Source organism: Pseudoalteromonas sp. 1181_04 (genome assembly GCF_052850545.1).
The window spans coordinates 13,832-31,183 of record NZ_VXCS01000028.1; the positions used below are offsets into that span (position 1 = coordinate 13,832).

Annotated in this window: 10 protein-coding genes and 1 pseudogene; 1 reads left to right on the forward strand and 10 read right to left on the reverse strand. The window is 40.9% G+C overall.

From position 1 onward, the window contains the following. Positions 1-41: 41 nt before the first annotated feature. From FW757_RS19535 to dnaK, 9 genes and pseudogenes are all read right to left on the reverse strand, one after another. The gene (locus FW757_RS19535) at positions 42-1,754 is read right to left on the reverse strand and encodes a thiamine pyrophosphate-dependent enzyme (RefSeq protein WP_446441587.1); all 1,713 of its coding nucleotides are present in this window, start codon (positions 1,752-1,754) and stop codon (positions 42-44) included. Further along, positions 1,754-3,415, reverse strand: a pseudogene (locus tag FW757_RS19540) (FMN-binding glutamate synthase family protein). The gene FW757_RS19535 and the pseudogene FW757_RS19540 overlap by 1 nt, the downstream one beginning before the upstream one ends. A gap of 477 nt (positions 3,416-3,892) precedes the next feature. Beyond that, positions 3,893-5,995 (reverse strand): TonB-dependent siderophore receptor, encoded by a 2,103-nt coding sequence (locus tag FW757_RS19545; RefSeq protein WP_446441588.1) that lies wholly within the window; start codon positions 5,993-5,995, stop codon positions 3,893-3,895. A 223-nt stretch (positions 5,996-6,218) separates the two neighbouring features. Continuing rightward, on the reverse strand, positions 6,219-8,474 hold the full coding sequence (locus FW757_RS19550; RefSeq protein WP_145236077.1) for an acyl-CoA dehydrogenase: 2,256 nt from the start codon (positions 8,472-8,474) through the stop codon (positions 6,219-6,221). A gap of 309 nt (positions 8,475-8,783) precedes the next feature. Continuing rightward, on the reverse strand, positions 8,784-9,245 hold the full coding sequence (gene ybaK / locus FW757_RS19555; RefSeq protein ID WP_145236081.1) for a Cys-tRNA(Pro) deacylase: 462 nt from the start codon (positions 9,243-9,245) through the stop codon (positions 8,784-8,786). An 84-nt stretch (positions 9,246-9,329) separates the two neighbouring features. Beyond that, a complete protein-coding gene (feoB, locus tag FW757_RS19560) occupies positions 9,330-11,651 on the reverse strand; it encodes a Fe(2+) transporter permease subunit FeoB (protein WP_182718718.1) in 2,322 nt (773 codons plus the stop codon). After that, on the reverse strand, positions 11,648-11,881 hold the full coding sequence (locus FW757_RS19565) for a FeoA family protein (RefSeq protein WP_149980124.1): 234 nt from the start codon (positions 11,879-11,881) through the stop codon (positions 11,648-11,650). Before FW757_RS19565 ends, feoB begins: the two co-directional genes overlap by 4 nt. 333 nt (positions 11,882-12,214) lie before the next feature. Beyond that, the gene (gene dnaJ, locus FW757_RS19570) at positions 12,215-13,345 is read right to left on the reverse strand and encodes a molecular chaperone DnaJ (protein WP_446441589.1); all 1,131 of its coding nucleotides are present in this window, start codon (positions 13,343-13,345) and stop codon (positions 12,215-12,217) included. A gap of 187 nt (positions 13,346-13,532) precedes the next feature. Continuing rightward, positions 13,533-15,449, reverse strand: coding sequence for a molecular chaperone DnaK (gene dnaK / locus FW757_RS19575; protein WP_149980123.1), 1,917 nt, complete (start codon positions 15,447-15,449; stop codon positions 13,533-13,535). Between the two features lie 244 nt (positions 15,450-15,693). Here dnaK and FW757_RS19580 point away from each other — a divergent pair, with 244 nt between their 5' ends. Further along, a complete protein-coding gene (locus FW757_RS19580) occupies positions 15,694-16,509 on the forward strand; it encodes an acyl-CoA thioesterase (RefSeq protein ID WP_149980122.1) in 816 nt (271 codons plus the stop codon). Here the strand turns inward: FW757_RS19580 and FW757_RS19585 are convergent. After that, positions 16,498-17,226: a substrate-binding periplasmic protein gene (locus FW757_RS19585; protein WP_259398786.1), complete on the reverse strand. Its 729-nt coding sequence runs from the start codon at positions 17,224-17,226 to the stop codon at positions 16,498-16,500. The two genes, FW757_RS19580 and FW757_RS19585, sit on opposite strands and share 12 nt — an antisense overlap. Between the last annotated feature and the right edge of the window lie 126 nt (positions 17,227-17,352).

Here is a 17,352-nt window from a genome sequence, read left to right on the forward strand (position 1 = left end):
AACCGGAGGTATCGTAATACCTCCCATTTTAAAAGGCGTTGTTACTTAATAAAGTTATCTCGGATTAATGAAATCACTTCATCTGAGCGACCATTAAGAACGGCTTTTACTCCAAATAAGGCAGTAGAAGCAACTTGGTTAGCCTCTATTTTAGGAGGCATTACTAATTCCATGCGATTAACTTTAACTTCTAATAATGCAGGTCCTTTATGATCTAACCAAGCTTGCATCGTATCTGGGAGTCGCTCTGGAGTATCGACTTGCCACCCCTGCAGACCAATTTGTTCAGCTAATGAAGCAAAATTTGGGTTATGCAGACTCGTATAGTTATCTAGTAGACCTTCAACCCGTTGTTCCATTTCAACAAATCCAAGGGATTCGTTATTGAAAACCAATAATTTCACTGGGATTTGCTCTTGTACTAGTGTCAGCAAATCCCCCATTAACATTGTTAAACCACCATCACCACACATCGCAATCACTTGACGCTGTGGGTATGCATTTGCAATACCTAGCGCTTGGGGATACGCATTTGCCATTGTTCCATGCAGTAGGCTTGTTAAGAATCGACGCTCGCCTGTAGCCTCTAAATGGCGTAGTAACCAGACCATCGGACTCCCACCATCAGCGGTAAATATGGCATTTCTATCGGCTTTATCACTGAGTAATTGCGTTAGATACTGAGGGTGAATGAGCTCACTCTCATGCCTTGCTTTTCCTGCATACTCTTTTTTGTCCTTGTGCCACTGCTCTAGTGCATTATTTAGATGAGAATCATCAGAGCGCTGTTCAAGTAAAGGCAGTAATGCCTCAATTGTATTGGCTACATCACCCACCAACCCCAAATCGATAGGTGTACGTCTTCCTAAATGTTTCGCCTGTGTATCAACTTGAACAATTTGTGCATTTTTCGGATAAAACTGGGTATAGGCGAAGTCAGAGCCTAAACATAGCAATAGATCACAGTCATCCATTGCTTGCATGCCAGCCAAATTACCTAGTATACCTGTCATACCTACATTAAACGGATTATTAGGTTCAACAAACTCTTTTGAACGAGAGCTGTGTGCAATAGGTGCTTTTATTTTATCAGCAAGCGCAACTAGTTGGTCATGTGATTCACGTGCGCCAATCCCCGCATAAATCGTGATCCGCTTTGCACTATGGATCATACCCGCCAAGGTGTTTAAATCTGCGTCATTTGGACGAATTAACGGCTGTGGTTGGTGTACCGACCAAGCGATATCATCTTCAATTTTATTTTTAAATATATCGCCATTCACTACAACCACCACGACACCTTGATGAGTTAACGCAGCTTGGGCCGCTTGGGCAACGATCCGTCTTGCTTGACTAGGATGATTAATACGCTGGCAAAAAACGGAGCACTGATCGTATATCTTAGTTTGGTCTAATTCCTGTGGAAACCCCATGCCTTCTTCAGAGCTATCTACATTTGAAGCAATGAGTACAACTGGCGATCCGTTACGATGGCTTTCAAAAATACCATTAACAAAATGCAAGCTTCCAGGACCACAGGTGCCGGCACACACAGCTAATTGCCTAGTCATATATGCTTCACTGCCAGCAGCGAATGCCCCCACTTCTTCATGTCGAACATTGATCCACTCTAGAGACGTTTTACTGATTGCATTAGTAAAGTGGTTAATTGTATCACCCACAATACCATAACAACGTTTTGCACCCGCTTTTATTAGCGTGTCAGCAATTACTTCGGAAACTGTAATACTCATTAATAATGCCCTCTATTATGTGCTGATAAAGTTTTTCCCATCGCTTGTGTTATGTCTTTAATGGGTTTGAATGTATCCGGTGAAGCCGCCTCCCACCAATCGCCATAGGCTGTATCTTTAGGTGCGTCAAGCAAGCTATTTGCAGGCAAAAGCGGGTGAATATCAATAATCGACTTAGATTGAGCAGCGTTAACACGGGTAATAATTTGATGCGGGTTAAGCTCGCTTGGGTGAATAACACCACTTGAGCCTACAATTTCAGCCAGTGCTGAGAGAGTTTTGGCATGAAAGCGAGCAGCCCGTTCAGATTGTATATCAATATCTAAGGAGCGTTGACGTTGCGGATCTTGTGTTGCAATGCCTGTAGGACAAGTTCCCTTGTCACAACGCCGCGCCTGAACGCAACCAATCGAAAACATAAATGCACGCGCCGCATTACACTAGTCAGCTCCTAAAGCAATGTGCTTTGCCATTCCCATACCATTATAAATTTTACCGCTGGCACCTAACTTAATATGTTTTCTGAGCCCTGTGCCCACTAACATATTTTGCATCATTACGAGACCATCTTCTAAAGGCATACCAACCCAATCAGACAGTTCACTAGGAGCTGCCCCGGTGCCGCCTTCGGCACCATCTACAACGATAAAATCAGGATAAATCCCTGTACTTAACATTGCTTTGCCTAATGCCATCACTTCATGAGGCATGCCAACACAGAGCTTCAGACCTACGGGTTTATTGCCTGATAACTGACGCATATTTTGCGCAAATTCCAGAAGCTCAATCGGGGTTGAAAATGCAGAATGCCCTGAGGGAGACAAGCAATCTTGATGAATAGGCACTTGTCGCGCGTTGGCTATTTCTTGGGTTACTTTAGAGCCTGGCAACATGCTACCATGACCCGGCTTTGCACCTTGGCTTAGCTTAATTTCAGTCATTTTTACTTGTTCGATTTGCGCTTGGTCAGCAAATTGCTTGGGATCAAAACGATCATGTTTATCACGACAACCAAAATAGCCAGTGCCGAGTTCCCATACAATATCGCCACCGTGTTTTTTATGATATTTGCTAAGCCCTCCTTCACCGGTGTCATGATAAAATCCACCAATTGAAGCGCCCTTATTTAAAGCCTCTATCGCTCGCCCAGATAAAGCACCGAAGCTCATGGCCGAAATATTTAATAAAGATGCATTATAGGGTTGGCTAGACTGCTCATTACCAATCGTGACACGTGGTTTTTTATCAGGCTCTGCGCTTGGTGCCATTGAGTGGCACACCCATGTATAACCATCTTCACGGACATTTCGCTCAGTGCCCAGCGGCTGTGTGTCACTTTTACCCTGAGCCCGATTATAAATAAGATTACGCGCAGCAAAACTATATGGCGTCCCTTCTAAATCATCTTCTACAATGTATTGACGCAAAAATGGACGCAAATCATAAAAAATATGGCGCACCCATGCAATTACAGGGTAATTTCTCAAAAGTGTATTACTCTTTTGAAAGCGGTCTCTAACGCCAAGAAAGGATAAAAGTGCAAGTATAATAATTAAACTGAGTGTCCAATAATTATATGAGTCAAAAATGATTAGAAACAAGGCTGTTATCGCCGCGCAAATAGGTAGAAAAGATCGTAGTACTAAATGAAAAAAAGACATGACTTACTTCATGAGACTATAATCCTTTGTCTATTTTAATGAAAACAGCAAACACACTATTCCTAGGTGCGAGTACAGCTTACTTAGTAAATAACTTATTTTTACCCTATCATTTACCTTCTGAACACCACCTTAAATAATCAACAAAAAATTTTATCTTACTCGTTTGGCGAGTTTACATATAAAGATTAATCAATAAATCTCATCGCAAAGCGACACGAATAAACTCTGTAGCTAGATGTTGGTGATATTGTAAACGTGTATGCTAGGAGCTGAAGGTACTAAAAAATAGTCGGCTTTGATTTACTTTCATTCGCAAGTTTATGGCTTTTTGCATTACATTGGTGTTTGGCAACAATGACATTGCCCACTCACTTTAAGTACAAAAAGTGATTAGATCTAATCAAGTAAACTACCTAAGAAGGAATAGCTTACCCGCTTTAACTTGCGGGGTAAGCTATGATAAATAGAGAGTGGTTAAAACTGATACCTTACTGAAGCTTCAATATTACGGGGTGCGCCAAAGAAGCCTTGGTTATAAAAATCAATACTGGAGTAGTACTTTTTATCAAATACGTTGTTGATATTCATTTGACCGCTAAACTGATCTGTAAACTTGTAACGCGCCATCATATTAACCAGCCAATAACTTGCCTGCTCTGCACGATAGGCATTATTAGGGCCAACATTTTCATTATAGATTTCATTTTGCCAATGTGCATTTACACCAAATTTGAACGCCTCATTATAATCATACATTCCAGAGAGCTTAACTAAGTGTTCAGGGTTATGGGTTGCAAAATCATCACCATTTTCATCTTCAGATTTAGTGTGTGCATAACTGAAATTAGCGTTAAATGAATCAGTTACTTGCCCCGAAATTTCCACTTCAAAACCTTTACTCTGCGTACCTTTTTTCCCGATATATGGAAAGCTACCATCAGGCAATGGTTCAGTGAATGAAGGGTCTAGTACTGCTACATTATCTTTTTCGACCTTAAATACGGCAGCAGTAACAAGTAATCGTTCATCAAGCCAGGTGCTTTTTACCCCAGCTTCTAAATTACTGCCTTCAACAGGGTCAAGACGTTGATCATTTTTGTCTTTTGCATTTTGTGGCTGGAAAATTTCAGTGTAGCTTGTATAAATTGATACCGTAGGTACAGGTGAGAACACTAGTCCCGCATAAGGAGTGTTAATGCCCGTTTGTTTGTAATTATCAGCACTGTCTATCTCATTTTCATAATCATAGCGACTAAAGCGGTTACCTAGAACAAGGGTTAGTTTATCCGTTATACTCAGTTGTGTAGCAATATACGCCCCAACCTGCTGTTCGTTATTTTTTCCGGTAATAGCGGTATCTGCATAAGTAGGTTCAGATACACTGCCATCCCACTGTAAAAAGTTTCCAACGGGATCACCACTGATAGCATAAAATGAATCAGAAGTGACATGCTGATCACTTAAGTTAGCCCCAACAATCAAGCGGTGCTCTCGAGAAAACAACTCAAAAGGACCATCTGCGTATATGCGCGCACTATCCAAAGTACGATCACTTTGATAAATCATTGACGAACCACTCATACCAAGCCCAGTGTCTCGATCAGGATGCCCGCTTAAGTATAATAGTTTGCCATCCATTTTATCATCTCGGCGTTCGTATTCTGCTCTCAACTGCCACCCATTTGTAAAGCTATGCGCTAAATTAACAAAGGCACTGGTATTATCGCGGTCCCAATAGGTCCAGTTTGCTGCCGTTGTACTTGATATAGCTAAATCATCAGCAGAGGAGCCATCTGCATAAAATAAAGGTAATGCACCCCATGTAGAGCCTTTAGGCCTACGTTTCGCATGCTCTATTCCGATGTTCATCTCAGTATTCGCGCCTAAATCAAAACCCACGGTTGTATAAAGTTGAAGATTATCTTTTTCAGCTAAATCAACATGGCTTTCACCTTGATCAATACTCGCAGCTACACGGCCACGAATACTGCCATCGCTATTGAGTGGCGTGTTAAAATCACCTTCAAGTCTAACATTTTGCCATGAACCAACTTTCGCAGTAACGTAACCTTGTTGTTCAAAACCTGCTTTTTTACGGATCAAATTGATTGCCGCTGAAGGTTCACCTGCTCCAGAGAGTAAGCCAGTGGCGCCTCTAACTACTTCCACACGCTCAAAAAGAATGGAATCTGATACTGCTTCTGAAAAAAAGCTATTGTAAAAAACCGGTAAGCCATCATACTGAAAATTGGTAACGGGATTACCACGTGCGCTAAAGAAAAAACGGCTGGTTTCTGCTTTTTGAACATTGATCCCCGCAGCCATTCCCACGACATCTGCAACATTATCTAGTGCAAAGTCTTGAATTGCTTGCGCATCAATTACAGAGATAGACTGAGGAGTTTGTTGCACTGAAAGCATTAAGCCTGTAGCGCTGGTATTATATTCTAACCGTTGCCCTAGCACAGAGATTTTTTCGATATTTGCTTCTTCTGTGCCTTGCTCATTTGCAAAAGCTACACTCGACATTGCTAATGTAACTGCCATAGAGATGTAAGAAATAGTTGGATTAAACATGGACCCTCAAGTCAAATAAAAACAATTTGCACTTAGATTAACGTTTTTTAACAACAAATACAATCATAAAGTTTTACAACCTATAGACTTACAATTGAATAACATATTACTGTGCCGGCGGAATAACACTTGTCTTATTAACGAATAAATATGGATTCTAAGTTTTTTTAGCACAAAAAAAGCGCCTATACTGCAGGCGCTTACATTGTTGAATTAAAAAATATTACTGATTAACAACACTTTTCAGTGGGTTTATCGGTTTTGCATTTTCGTCTAATAAGTTCATATCAAAATCAAACTCATCAACACGAATTGCGCGTTCACGTTTTTTGTTGTAATCAATCAGTTTAGCGTATTCTTCTTCAGTGATTACATTTGCTACAAGTGCATTATCAAGAGTAAGTGCAAAACGAATACCTGGTTTGATTGTTTTAGCACGCAAGGCTTTTTTCACTTTTGCGAGTAAATCTAAACAGCCCATTTTCGCTTTATACGCTTGCTCGTTAATGTAATGTCCATCACCTTCAATAGGTTTAACTAAGTGTGTGATTTGCTTTTTAAATGCCGTGTCAAGTTGCGCTTGTGTAGCTAATTCGCGAATTAAGTCATCGCTAATTTTTGGCATTTTAGTCGAATAGTTCATGGTAATAAAACGCATAAACTTACGTGTGCCACTTGCAGGGAAGTTGTCTAAAAACTTATGCAATGCTTGTTCGGCGCTTTGTAATGCAAAACGTGTTGCGTAGTGGAAATATGGCGCTGCTTGCTCGCGTTCACTGCTTGCCACTTTTTGCTCATAATATTTAATTGATGCCATTGCCGCATATAAGAAGCTCATTACATCGCCTAAACGGGCTGATAGCATTTCCGCTTGTTTAAGTTTTCCGCCGAGTACCAGTAACGAAAAATCTGCATATACTGCTAATTTAGCTGATAATTTATGAGCTGCTTTTTCATATTCACGTACTTCTGGAAGTGGTGAATTAGCACCTGCTGTAAATGGTAATACGCCTAAACGAAATGCACGTAAACTGTTTGCTACGCTATAACCGACTGTTTTACGTAGAATGCGGTTAAATTCTTTATCTGCGTTTTTATCTTCGCTGTGGATTGATTCAACCATCGATTGTAAATATGGGTGACAACGCATTACACCTTGACCAAAGATCATCAAGTTACGTGTAAGAATGTTGGCGCCTTCAACCGTGATGGCAATTGGCTGTGCAACATAGCCGCTTGCTAACGTATTTTGCGGGCCGTTCTGAATTGCTTTACCAGCTTGAATATCCATTGCTGAGTCAAGCACGTCGCGACCAATTTCAGTCATATGATATTTTGCAATTGCAGTCACAACCGATGGCTTTAAGCCCATGCCTAAACCTTCGGTTGTAAGTACACGCATTGCTTCTTGCAGGTATGTTTTACCAGCAATATCAGCGAGTTTTTCTTGAATACCTTCAAACTGACCGATTGCTAAGCCAAATTGCTCACGTACCGCAGCGTATTCAGAGGCACCTTTAAATGCTACCTGAGATGAACTAACACCTAATGCAGGTAATGAAATACCTCGGCCAGCACCTAAACAGCTAACCAACATTTGCCAGCCACGGCCGATGTTCTTTTGCCCACCAATAATGAAGTCCATTGGCACAAATACTTTGTTGCCACGCGTAGTACCGTTGTAAAAACGAATCCCCATTGGATCATGGCGATTACCAAGTTCAACACCTGGGTGCTCTTTTGGAATAAGTGCACACGTAATACCGAGGTTTTCTTTACCACCTAGCAAGCCATTTGGATCAACCACTTTAAATGCTAAACCAAGTACGGTGGCAATTGGCGCAAGGGTGATATAACGCTTGTCCCAAGTGATCTCAAGGCCAAGAACTTCTTCGCCGTTATACATGCCTTTAGTCACTGTGCCTAAATCTGGAATGCCACCGGCATCAGAACCAGCCTCTGGGCTAGTGAGTGCAAAACATGGAATGTCACGGCCATTGGCTAGGCGTGGTAAATAATGTGCTTGCTGCTCTTTAGTACCAAAGTGCAGTAGTAACTCACCAGGGCCTAACGAGTTAGGAACCATAACGGTTACTGCAACAGCAGAACTTTTAGTGGCGATTGTGCCAACGATAGTTGAGTTTGCGTAAGGGCTAAACTCTAAACCACCGAATGATTTAGGAATGATCAGTGAAAAGAAACGTTCCTTTTTCAGAAAATCTAAAATGTATTCAGGTAAATGAATGCCATTTTGAATTTCTGTATCGTCGATCATACCCAATAGCTCTTGTAATGGGCCGTCGATAAATGCTTGTTCATCTGCGCTCAATACAGCAGCAGGGACTGCGCGAAGTGCGTTGAAGTCAGGCTTACCTTGGTAAATAGAGCCTTCTAACCACACATCACCCGCATCAAGGGCTTCTTGTTCAGTGATAGAAATACTTGGTAATACTTTTTTTAATTTTGTACGTAAACTCATAATCAACTCATCCGACCAGACAATAATACCTACATTACGTCATAAAAAATGGTTTAGATCAATTACTCTAAGCAATTTTTTAACAGTTTTTTCAATTTATTTATTTTTAGGCTATCTAAGCCATTGAATAAAAAGAGCTAACACTTGTACGCTGAAAAGTATTTAGTTGATTTTTTTTTACTAAAAAACGCTAAAATAATTAAACCTCAATAACAATAGAAAAAAATGAGGGAAAATAAACATATGTTAAAGTTTGTGCAAGGTATTACTGTTAGCTTATCGACTGTTAACTAACACTGTAAATCACCACTAAAAGTCAGCTAATTTGCCATTACACAGTTTTATTAATGTATTGGGATCAAGTGCAATTTCAAGGCCGCGTTTACCAGCGCTTACATAAATAATATCAAACTGCTTTGCGCTACTATGAAGGTAAGTTGCTAAGCGTTTTTTTTGCCCTAATGGACTTACGCCACCAAGAATATATCCGGTGCTATTTTCTACCTTTTGTGCAGCGGCCATATGTACTTTTTTAACACCACATGCTTTTGCTAAGAGCTTTAAGTTAACTTGTTGACTCACAGGCGTAATTGCCACTACTAACTGCAATTCATTGGTTTCAAATACTAAGGTTTTGAAAACCTGCTCAGCGGCTAGATTTAACTTTTCAACAGCTTCTAAACCAAAGCTATGTGTACTTGAGTTATGCTCATAACTGAGCAGCTCAAAAGTGGCCTTGTGTTTTTTTAATAATTGTGTGGCTGGCGTCATGACTAACTCCATTGAATTGTTAACTGCTTTAAAATTAACAAAAAAAGAGTACCAAGGTACTCTTTTTTAAACTATATATACTGGCTAAATAATATTAACAACAGGGATTAAACGACTCTTTGCAGCCATTTTATTACCATAAATACGCATAGAGCTTATTGCCAATGCAATAACGACAGCGCACCCGAGTAACCAAAATGCCGAAAACATCGGAGATTGCTTAAAGTTACCCACTTGATACACCACAGAGGCTGTGATGTAAGCAAGCCCTGTTGACCAAATTGCAACAAATAGCATCCATTTCATTCCAGCTTCTCGGTACATAGCGCCCATCACCGCCACACACGGTGTATAAAGCAATACAAAAACTAAGTAACTGAATGCAGCAAGTTGACTGCTAAATAGGTTTTCCATGGTTGCGAAGGTCGATACATTCACTTCTTGATCAATGGCCGCACTACTTTGATCGCTCACATTAGTGACATTTAAACCCAGTGGATCGAGTAAATTACCAAATACGTCTATTAGGTTTGCAGGAATACTCGCGAATGCTTCAGCCACTTTATCGATGACATTAACTGGCTCTTCATTCACAGCCGCTACGCCATCTAAATTTGAATATAAACTATCTAAAGTGCCAACTACTGCCTCTTTAGCAAATACGCCAGTAAAAATACCGACAGTTGCAGGCCAATTATCTTGCTCTACCCCGATAGGAGCAAACACCGGTGTTGCAATTTTTGAAATTTCACTGAGCATCGATTTATCTGTGTTGTCATTGCCAAAAGTAAAATCAGTACCTATGGAGCTTAATATTTTTAAAATAACAAACACCACAATTATAGTTTTACCGGCGCGCATACAAAAGCTTTTTAAGCGCTCCCATGCTTTGTAAAGTACGCCTTTTGCCGTTGGCATATGATACGCAGGTAATTCGAGAATAAACGGGGTAAGCGTTGGACTAAACAAGGTATTTTTAAGTACCAAACCGGTTAATACCGCCATAACAATACCTAAAATATACAGTGCAAATACTAAGTTTTGGCCATTAGTGGTAAAAAAGGCAGCGACAAACAAGGCATACACACTTAAGCGCGCGCCACATGACATAAATGGTGACATGGCAATAGTCAGTAAGCGATCTTTATGGGTTTCTAAAGTACGAGTTGCCATTACTGATGGCACGTTACAGCCAAAGCCAACAATTAAAGGCACAAAAGCTTTACCCGGTAAACCAATGGCGCGCATTAATCTATCCATGATAAAAGCAGCACGCGCCATATAACCTGAATCTTCAATAAAGGCTAAACAAAAGTATAAAAAGCCAATCACCGGGATAAAGGTGGCAACAAGCTGAATACCACCACCTATACCGTCCGCAAGCAATGCGCGTAGCCAATCAGGTGCGCCTAATGAAGTTAATATTTCACCAAAGCCATCGACTAAAATCGCACCTACAGCAATATCGAAAAAGTCTATAAATGCGCCGCCTACATTTACCGCAACAGTAAACATTAAATACATGATCCCTAAAAATATTGGGATCCCTAAAAAACGATTGATCACTACCGCATCTATTTTATCACTAATGGTTTCAGAGGCGATGCCTTTAGTATTTTGAGCAAGTACAGCCAGTTGATGGGCAAACTCATAACGACCATTGGCAAAAAGCACATCAAGTTCATGGTGATCGGCAAACTGTTCAAATTCAGCTTTTGCCACTGCCAGTGTTTGTTTATCAGCATAGCCAAAACAGCTTTCATCTTGCTCTAATAACCGCAATGACAACCAATCAGTGTCGATGTTTTCTATCGGTTTATTATTGGCAGTAAAACTGGCTGCAATGTTGTTGGCCGCTTGCGTTATTTTTTGCTCATAACTAGGGATATGCATTGATACTTTTTTAAGTTTAAGCCCTTGTGCAATAAACTCTTTTAAACCAGTAATGTCTGTTTTATTATTTGCACTTAAGGCAATCACAGGGCATCCAAGTCGCTTTTCTAGCGCCTTTGGATCCGTTACTAAACCATTTCGTTTTGCCACATCGACCATATTTAGCACGACGAGTAAAGGTACTTTCATCTCAAGCAGCTGAGCGGTGAGGTATAAATTGCGTTCAAGATTTGATGCATCAAGAATATTGATGATCAGTTGTGATTCACCACTGAGTGCATAATCACGCGCAATTTTTTCATCTAAAGGGGTTTGTGCATTTACATCTAAAGAATAAGTGCCGGGCAAATCAACCAAGTCGACAGTCTGATCAGCCACTTTAAATTGACCAATTTTCTTATCGATGGTCACCCCTGACCAGTTACCTACTTTCTGTTTGCTACCGGTTAAAGCGTTGAATAGTGTAGTTTTACCACAGTTTGGGTTACCTATTACGGCAATGTTTGGATTCATACTGCGAGTTCCAAATTAATTGATTTTGCCTCGGATTTACGAAGACTAAGAACGGTACCGCGAACTTTGACAATCATCGGATCGCCAAATGGAGAAAAGCGCAATACGTGGACAGGAGCGCCTGGCGTTAAACCCATTGCAAGTAATTTCTGGCGCAACAAACTCGCATTAGGATCGATGCTTACAACAGAGCCATGTTGGCCAATTACTAATTCGTCTAACGTTAACATGCCATCTCATTTCATTTAATACATCAATGGCGCTGATTTTACGCCGATTATTCAATCATGCAAGTGAGACTAATTATCATATCGATAAGTAATGCAAAATAAAGCAGCAATGGCATTTAATTACCCATATAGGGTCCGGAATTTCATTTGATAAGATAAAATAGCCGTTAAGTGACAGGTGATTAACGAGCCTAATCGCTCTGTAAAGGTAGCATTATGAATATGTATTACTGCGTGGTTGTCAACAAAGCGCTTATTTTTGTCAGATTAATAAGCTTTTGTTAGCCAATAAAAAATGGCGCTAATTAGCGCCATTTTGTAAGTAATGAGTGATTACTTAGTTAAATCATCAAAGAACTTTTTTACACCATCAAAAAAGCCTTTTTCTTTTGGACGGTTTTTAGAACCATCCTTACCCATGCTTTGCTCAAGCTCTTGCAATAACTCGCGTTGGCGTTCATTTAACTTAACGGGTGTTTCTATTACCACTTTACAGATCAAGTCACCAACTGCGCCACTACGGACAGACTTAACACCTTTACCGCGCATACGGAACATTTTGCCCGTTTGACTCTCAGCTGGGATCTTCAATTTAGCACGACCATCTAAAGTCGGTACTTCAATTTCGCCACCAAGAGCAGCCGTTGTAAACCCAATCGGCACTTCACAATATAGGTTATTACCATCACGCTCAAAGATACGGTGTTCACGTACCGATACCTGCACATACAAGTCACCAGCGGGTGCACCATGTACCCCTGCTTCACCTTCGCCAGATAAACGAATGCGGTCGCCAGTATCAACCCCGGCTGGGATTTTAACCGATAATGTTTTGGTTTTTTCCACACGGCCTTGACCATGACAGCTATTACATGGATCAGAAATTATCTGACCAGTGCCCTGACAGGTTGGACAGGTTTGTTGCACAGCAAAAAAACCTTGGCGCATTTGCACTTGGCCTGCACCATGACAAGTCGTACATGTTTTCGGTTTAGAACCCGCTTTTGCACCGCTGCCGTCACACGGCTCACAGCTCACCCACGTAGGTACTTTAATTTCTACTTCTTTACCACGAACCGCTTCTTCTAAGCTTAAGTCCATGTTGTAACGTAGGTCTGAACCTCGTTGCTGACGCGATTGACGACGGCCACCACCGCCTCCAAAAATATCACCGAACACGTCACCAAATACATCACCAAAGTCACCATGGCCGCCATGACCACCACCGCCACCGCCTTGTTCAAACGCAGCATGGCCGTATTGATCATACATTTGACGTTTTTGACTGTCAGTGAGGATCTCGTAAGCTTCTTTTACTTCCTTGAATTTAGTTTCAAGTTCTTTATCGCCTGCGGTACGATCTGGATGATATTTCATCGCTAAGCGTTTATACGCTTTTTTTACGTCTCTTTCGCTGGCGTCTTTTGCCACTCCAAGGACTTCATAATAATCGCGTTTTGACATATCTATCACACTACTCTTTTCTTACTGCAGCATTGCTGCGGATAAATCGATAAATCGTATCGATTTATCATCTAATTTACATGCAAAAGGCGCGTCAAGCTTTAGCCCGCGCGCCTTAGTTGTTCATCCTAACTTAAATTGCGATATCAGTCATCGTGTTTTCAGTTAGGCGAAGCGCTAACAACAATTACTTGTCGTCTTTAACTTCTTCGAACTCAGCATCCACTACGTCGTCATCTTTCTTCGCAGATTGTTGCTGCTCGGCACCGGCGTCACCACCTTGTTGTGCTTTAGCTTGTGCAATTTCCATTAACTTTTGTGACTTTTCAGCAAGCGCTTGAGTTTTTGCTTCAATCTCGTCTTTTTTGTCACTCTTAATCGCAGCTTCAAGGTCAACAACAGCCGCTTCAATTGCGTCTTTGTCTTCGCTTGGTAATGCATCACCCGCTTCTTCAATTTGCTTACGTGTACCGTGAACAAGTGCATCAGCTTGGTTACGTGCAGCTACTAACTCTTCAAACTTTTTATCGTCTTCTGCGTGTGCTTCGGCATCACGAACCATTTTTTCAACTTCTTCATCGCTTAAGCCTGAAGATGCTTGAATGGTGATTTTTTGCTCTTTACCTGTGTCTTTATCTTTTGCAGATACATGTAAGATACCATCAGCGTCCACATCAAAAGTAACTTCGATTTGTGGTGTACCACGTTGTGCTGGACGAATACCTTCTAGGTTAAATTGACCTAGTGATTTGTTGTCGCTAGCACGTTTACGCTCACCTTGTAAGACATGGATAGTTACTGCGGCTTGATTATCTTCAGCAGTTGAGAATGTTTGCGATTTCTTCGTTGGAATAGTCGTATTTTTCTCAATTAACGCAGTCATTACAGAGCCCATAGTCTCAATACCTAGAGATAATGGCGAAACGTCTAGTAATAGTACATCTTTCACATCACCAGCAAGTACACCACCTTGAATCGCTGCGCCCACGGCTACTGCTTCATCAGGGTTAACGTCTTTACGTGGCTCTTTTCCGAAGAAATCAGCAACTGTTTTTTGTACTAAAGGCATACGTGTTTGACCACCAACAAGGATGATGTCGTCAATGTCGCTTACTGATAAATCAGCATCAGCAAGGGCACGTTTTAATGGCTCTAGTGACTTCATTACTAAATCTTCAACTAGTGACTCAAGCTTAGCGCGTGTTAGTTTCACGTTCATGTGCTTAGGACCAGTTGCATCAGCAGTTACGTACGGAAGATTTACTTCTGTAGATTGTGCAGATGATAATTCAATTTTTGCTTTTTCAGCCGCTTCTTTAACACGTTGCATTGCAAGTGGATCAGTTTTTAAGTCTAAACCTTGATCTTTTTTGAATTCAGCAACTAAATAGTTGATTACGCGGTTATCGAAATCTTCACCACCTAAGTGAGTGTCGCCATTTGTAGCTAGTACTTCAAATGTGTGCTCACCTTCAACTTCATCAATTTCAATGATTGATAAATCGAAAGTACCACCACCTAAGTCATATACTGCAACAACGTTTTCGCCTTTGTTTTTGTCCATGCCATAAGCAAGGGCAGCAGCAGTTGGCTCATTGATGATACGTTTAACTTCAAGACCTGCAATACGCCCAGCATCTTTAGTAGCTTGACGTTGTGAATCATTAAAGTAAGCAGGTACTGTAATAACCGCTTCAGTTACTGCTTCACCTAAGAAGTCTTCAGCTGTTTTTTTCATTTTTTTCAAAACTTCAGCTGAAATTTGTGGTGCAGCGCGTTTTTCGCCGCCCGCTTCAACCCATGCATCACCATTATCTGCTTTGATAATTTTAAAAGGCATGATGCCGATATCACGTTGTACTTCTTCGTCTTCAAAGCGACGACCAATTAAACGCTTAATTGCAAATAATGTGTTTGTCGGGTTAGTAACCGCTTGACGTTTAGCAGATTGACCTACTAAAGTTTCACCGTCTTGCGTATAAGCTATAATAGACGGAGTGGTACGATCGCCTTCCGCGTTTTCAATAACACGTGCTTTGCCACCATCAAGTACTGCAACACAAGAGTTAGTAGTACCTAAGTCGATTCCGATAATTTTACCCATGAAATATCTCCAACTTCAAAATTCATTAATACTTTCGATGACTAGTAGATAGGGATGCCACAAACTTAATTCAACTGTAAAAATGAAAAAAAAGTGCTTTTTTGTAATTTATTTTGCAAATAACCCTAATTAATGTGTGGATTGACGTTTTTTGCATCATTAGGGGCCATTTCACAATCTGGTCTGATGAGTTTTTCTGTGTTATAAAATCACTAATAAATAAAAAATGTCTCAAAGGATCACTATGCATTTTGACCAACTACTACAGCAAGCGGCACTTATAGGTCAGCTTCCCCCTTCAGAGCAAACTTACGCAACAATGCAATTTCCTGCTAACTGGTGCCAAGGTCGAACTGCTTTTGGCGGTTTATCAGCCTCATTACTGTATCAGGCAATGCGTCAACAAATAGAACCAAGTCGTCGTTTGTTATCTATTAGTACAAATTTTGTAGGTCCTTTATTAGCAGATGCTGATTTTTCTCTTTCCGTCGAAATTTTACGGGAAGGAAAAAGTAGCACACAAGTACTGGCTAAAGCGCTGCAGAACGGCCAAGTAAGCGTGGTCGTACAAGCGTGTTTTGCAAAATCGCGAGATTCAGCTATTAAGGTACCAGTGACAAAAACAATGAGCCTAAAACCGGTTAATGAACGTTACACTTTACCATTTCAGTCAGGTGCCATGCCGGAATTCTTCCAACATGTCGCGCTTTGTCCTCAGCAAGGTGCAATGCCGTTTACAGCAGCCCAAACGTCGCATTTAGGCGGCTGGATGAAATTAAAACAGTCGCCAGCAGAACTAAGTGAGGCACATATTATTGCCTTAACGGATGCATGGCCGCCTACTTTATTACAAATGTTTAACCAACCAGCGCCCGCCAGTAGCATGTCGTGGTATTTAGAGTTTGTGAAAACACCGCAGTTGGCAGCCGACGAGTGGCTTGGATTTGAAGCAGTAACCCACCACTGTAAAGATGGTTATGGTTTAGAAGATGGCTGTATTTGGTCACAATCCGGTGAGTTGCTTGCGCTTACCCGCCAAACAGTAGCATTATTTGATTGAGTTTGGTTCTACAGCCTGAGCATAATCGCTGCCATCAAAGGCCATAATTTTACTGTACTGCCCATTTGCAATGATATGGGCAAGTCCCGTATCAAAAATCTCTTGTAGCACTTTACTATTAAAGTAGGCAGGGCGAGGTGCCTCAGGAAATATAGGGTGTATAGTAATAGGCTTAATTGGGTGCGATTCTTTATACTGCTGTAAATAATGTAAAAACACCCGTTTCTCTAGTACCACCACATCAACCCACTCTTTCATTAAATGATCCACCTGCGCCGCTTGGTATACAACTTCTTCATAGGAACTCAGTTTAGTTGTTAATGTTTTAAATGGTGGCGGCAAAAATTCGGTGGCATTTTGAAAGGCGACAACACTCTTACCCGATAAATCATACACAGTGTTAATTTTAAAATGATTTTTCTGCAGGCTCACCGCTACATTTTGATAAGCCAATAGACTTTGACTGGAAAAAATAGCAGGGCTCGTCACGCCCGCATAATTCATCGCAATATCGACCTGCATTTGTTCTAAGGACTGCCCTGCACGCTTATTAGACATGTAAACGATATCTAGGTTGGTTATACCTTGATCTTTAAACGCAGATTTTAAAATCTGCAACTGCAAGCCGGTATCATCCTCACTAAAGACGTAAGGAGGCAAAGAAGGGCTTACCGCAACGGTAATAATGTCGCTAGATTTTGGCGCAGCTAAACTCAATGCAAAAGTGCTATATAAAACAAAAAAAAACACTATAAAATACTTCATTCACCACCCACAGATAGATGCTTTTTAGCAACTGTAAAATTACATGACAACTTTCTTATTAGGCTAGCCTAGTTAAAC

Coding starts and splice junctions, on each gene's coding strand:
- dnaK (WP_149980123.1), bottom strand. CDS start 15,449: ATGGGTAAAATTATCGGAATCGACTTAGGTACTACTAACTCTTGTGTT.
- FW757_RS19565 (WP_149980124.1), bottom strand. CDS start 11,881: ATGTTAACGTTAGACGAATTAGTAATTGGCCAACATGGCTCTGTTGTA.
- feoB (WP_182718718.1), bottom strand. CDS start 11,651: ATGAATCCAAACATTGCCGTAATAGGTAACCCAAACTGTGGTAAAACT.
- ybaK (WP_145236081.1), bottom strand. CDS start 9,245: ATGACGCCAGCCACACAATTATTAAAAAAACACAAGGCCACTTTTGAG.
- dnaJ (WP_446441589.1), bottom strand. CDS start 13,345: ATGTCAAAACGCGATTATTATGAAGTCCTTGGAGTGGCAAAAGACGCC.
- FW757_RS19535 (WP_446441587.1), bottom strand. CDS start 1,754: ATGAGTATTACAGTTTCCGAAGTAATTGCTGACACGCTAATAAAAGCG.
- FW757_RS19580 (WP_149980122.1), top strand. CDS start 15,694: ATGCATTTTGACCAACTACTACAGCAAGCGGCACTTATAGGTCAGCTT.
- FW757_RS19550 (WP_145236077.1), bottom strand. CDS start 8,474: ATGAGTTTACGTACAAAATTAAAAAAAGTATTACCAAGTATTTCTATC.
- FW757_RS19545 (WP_446441588.1), bottom strand. CDS start 5,995: ATGTTTAATCCAACTATTTCTTACATCTCTATGGCAGTTACATTAGCA.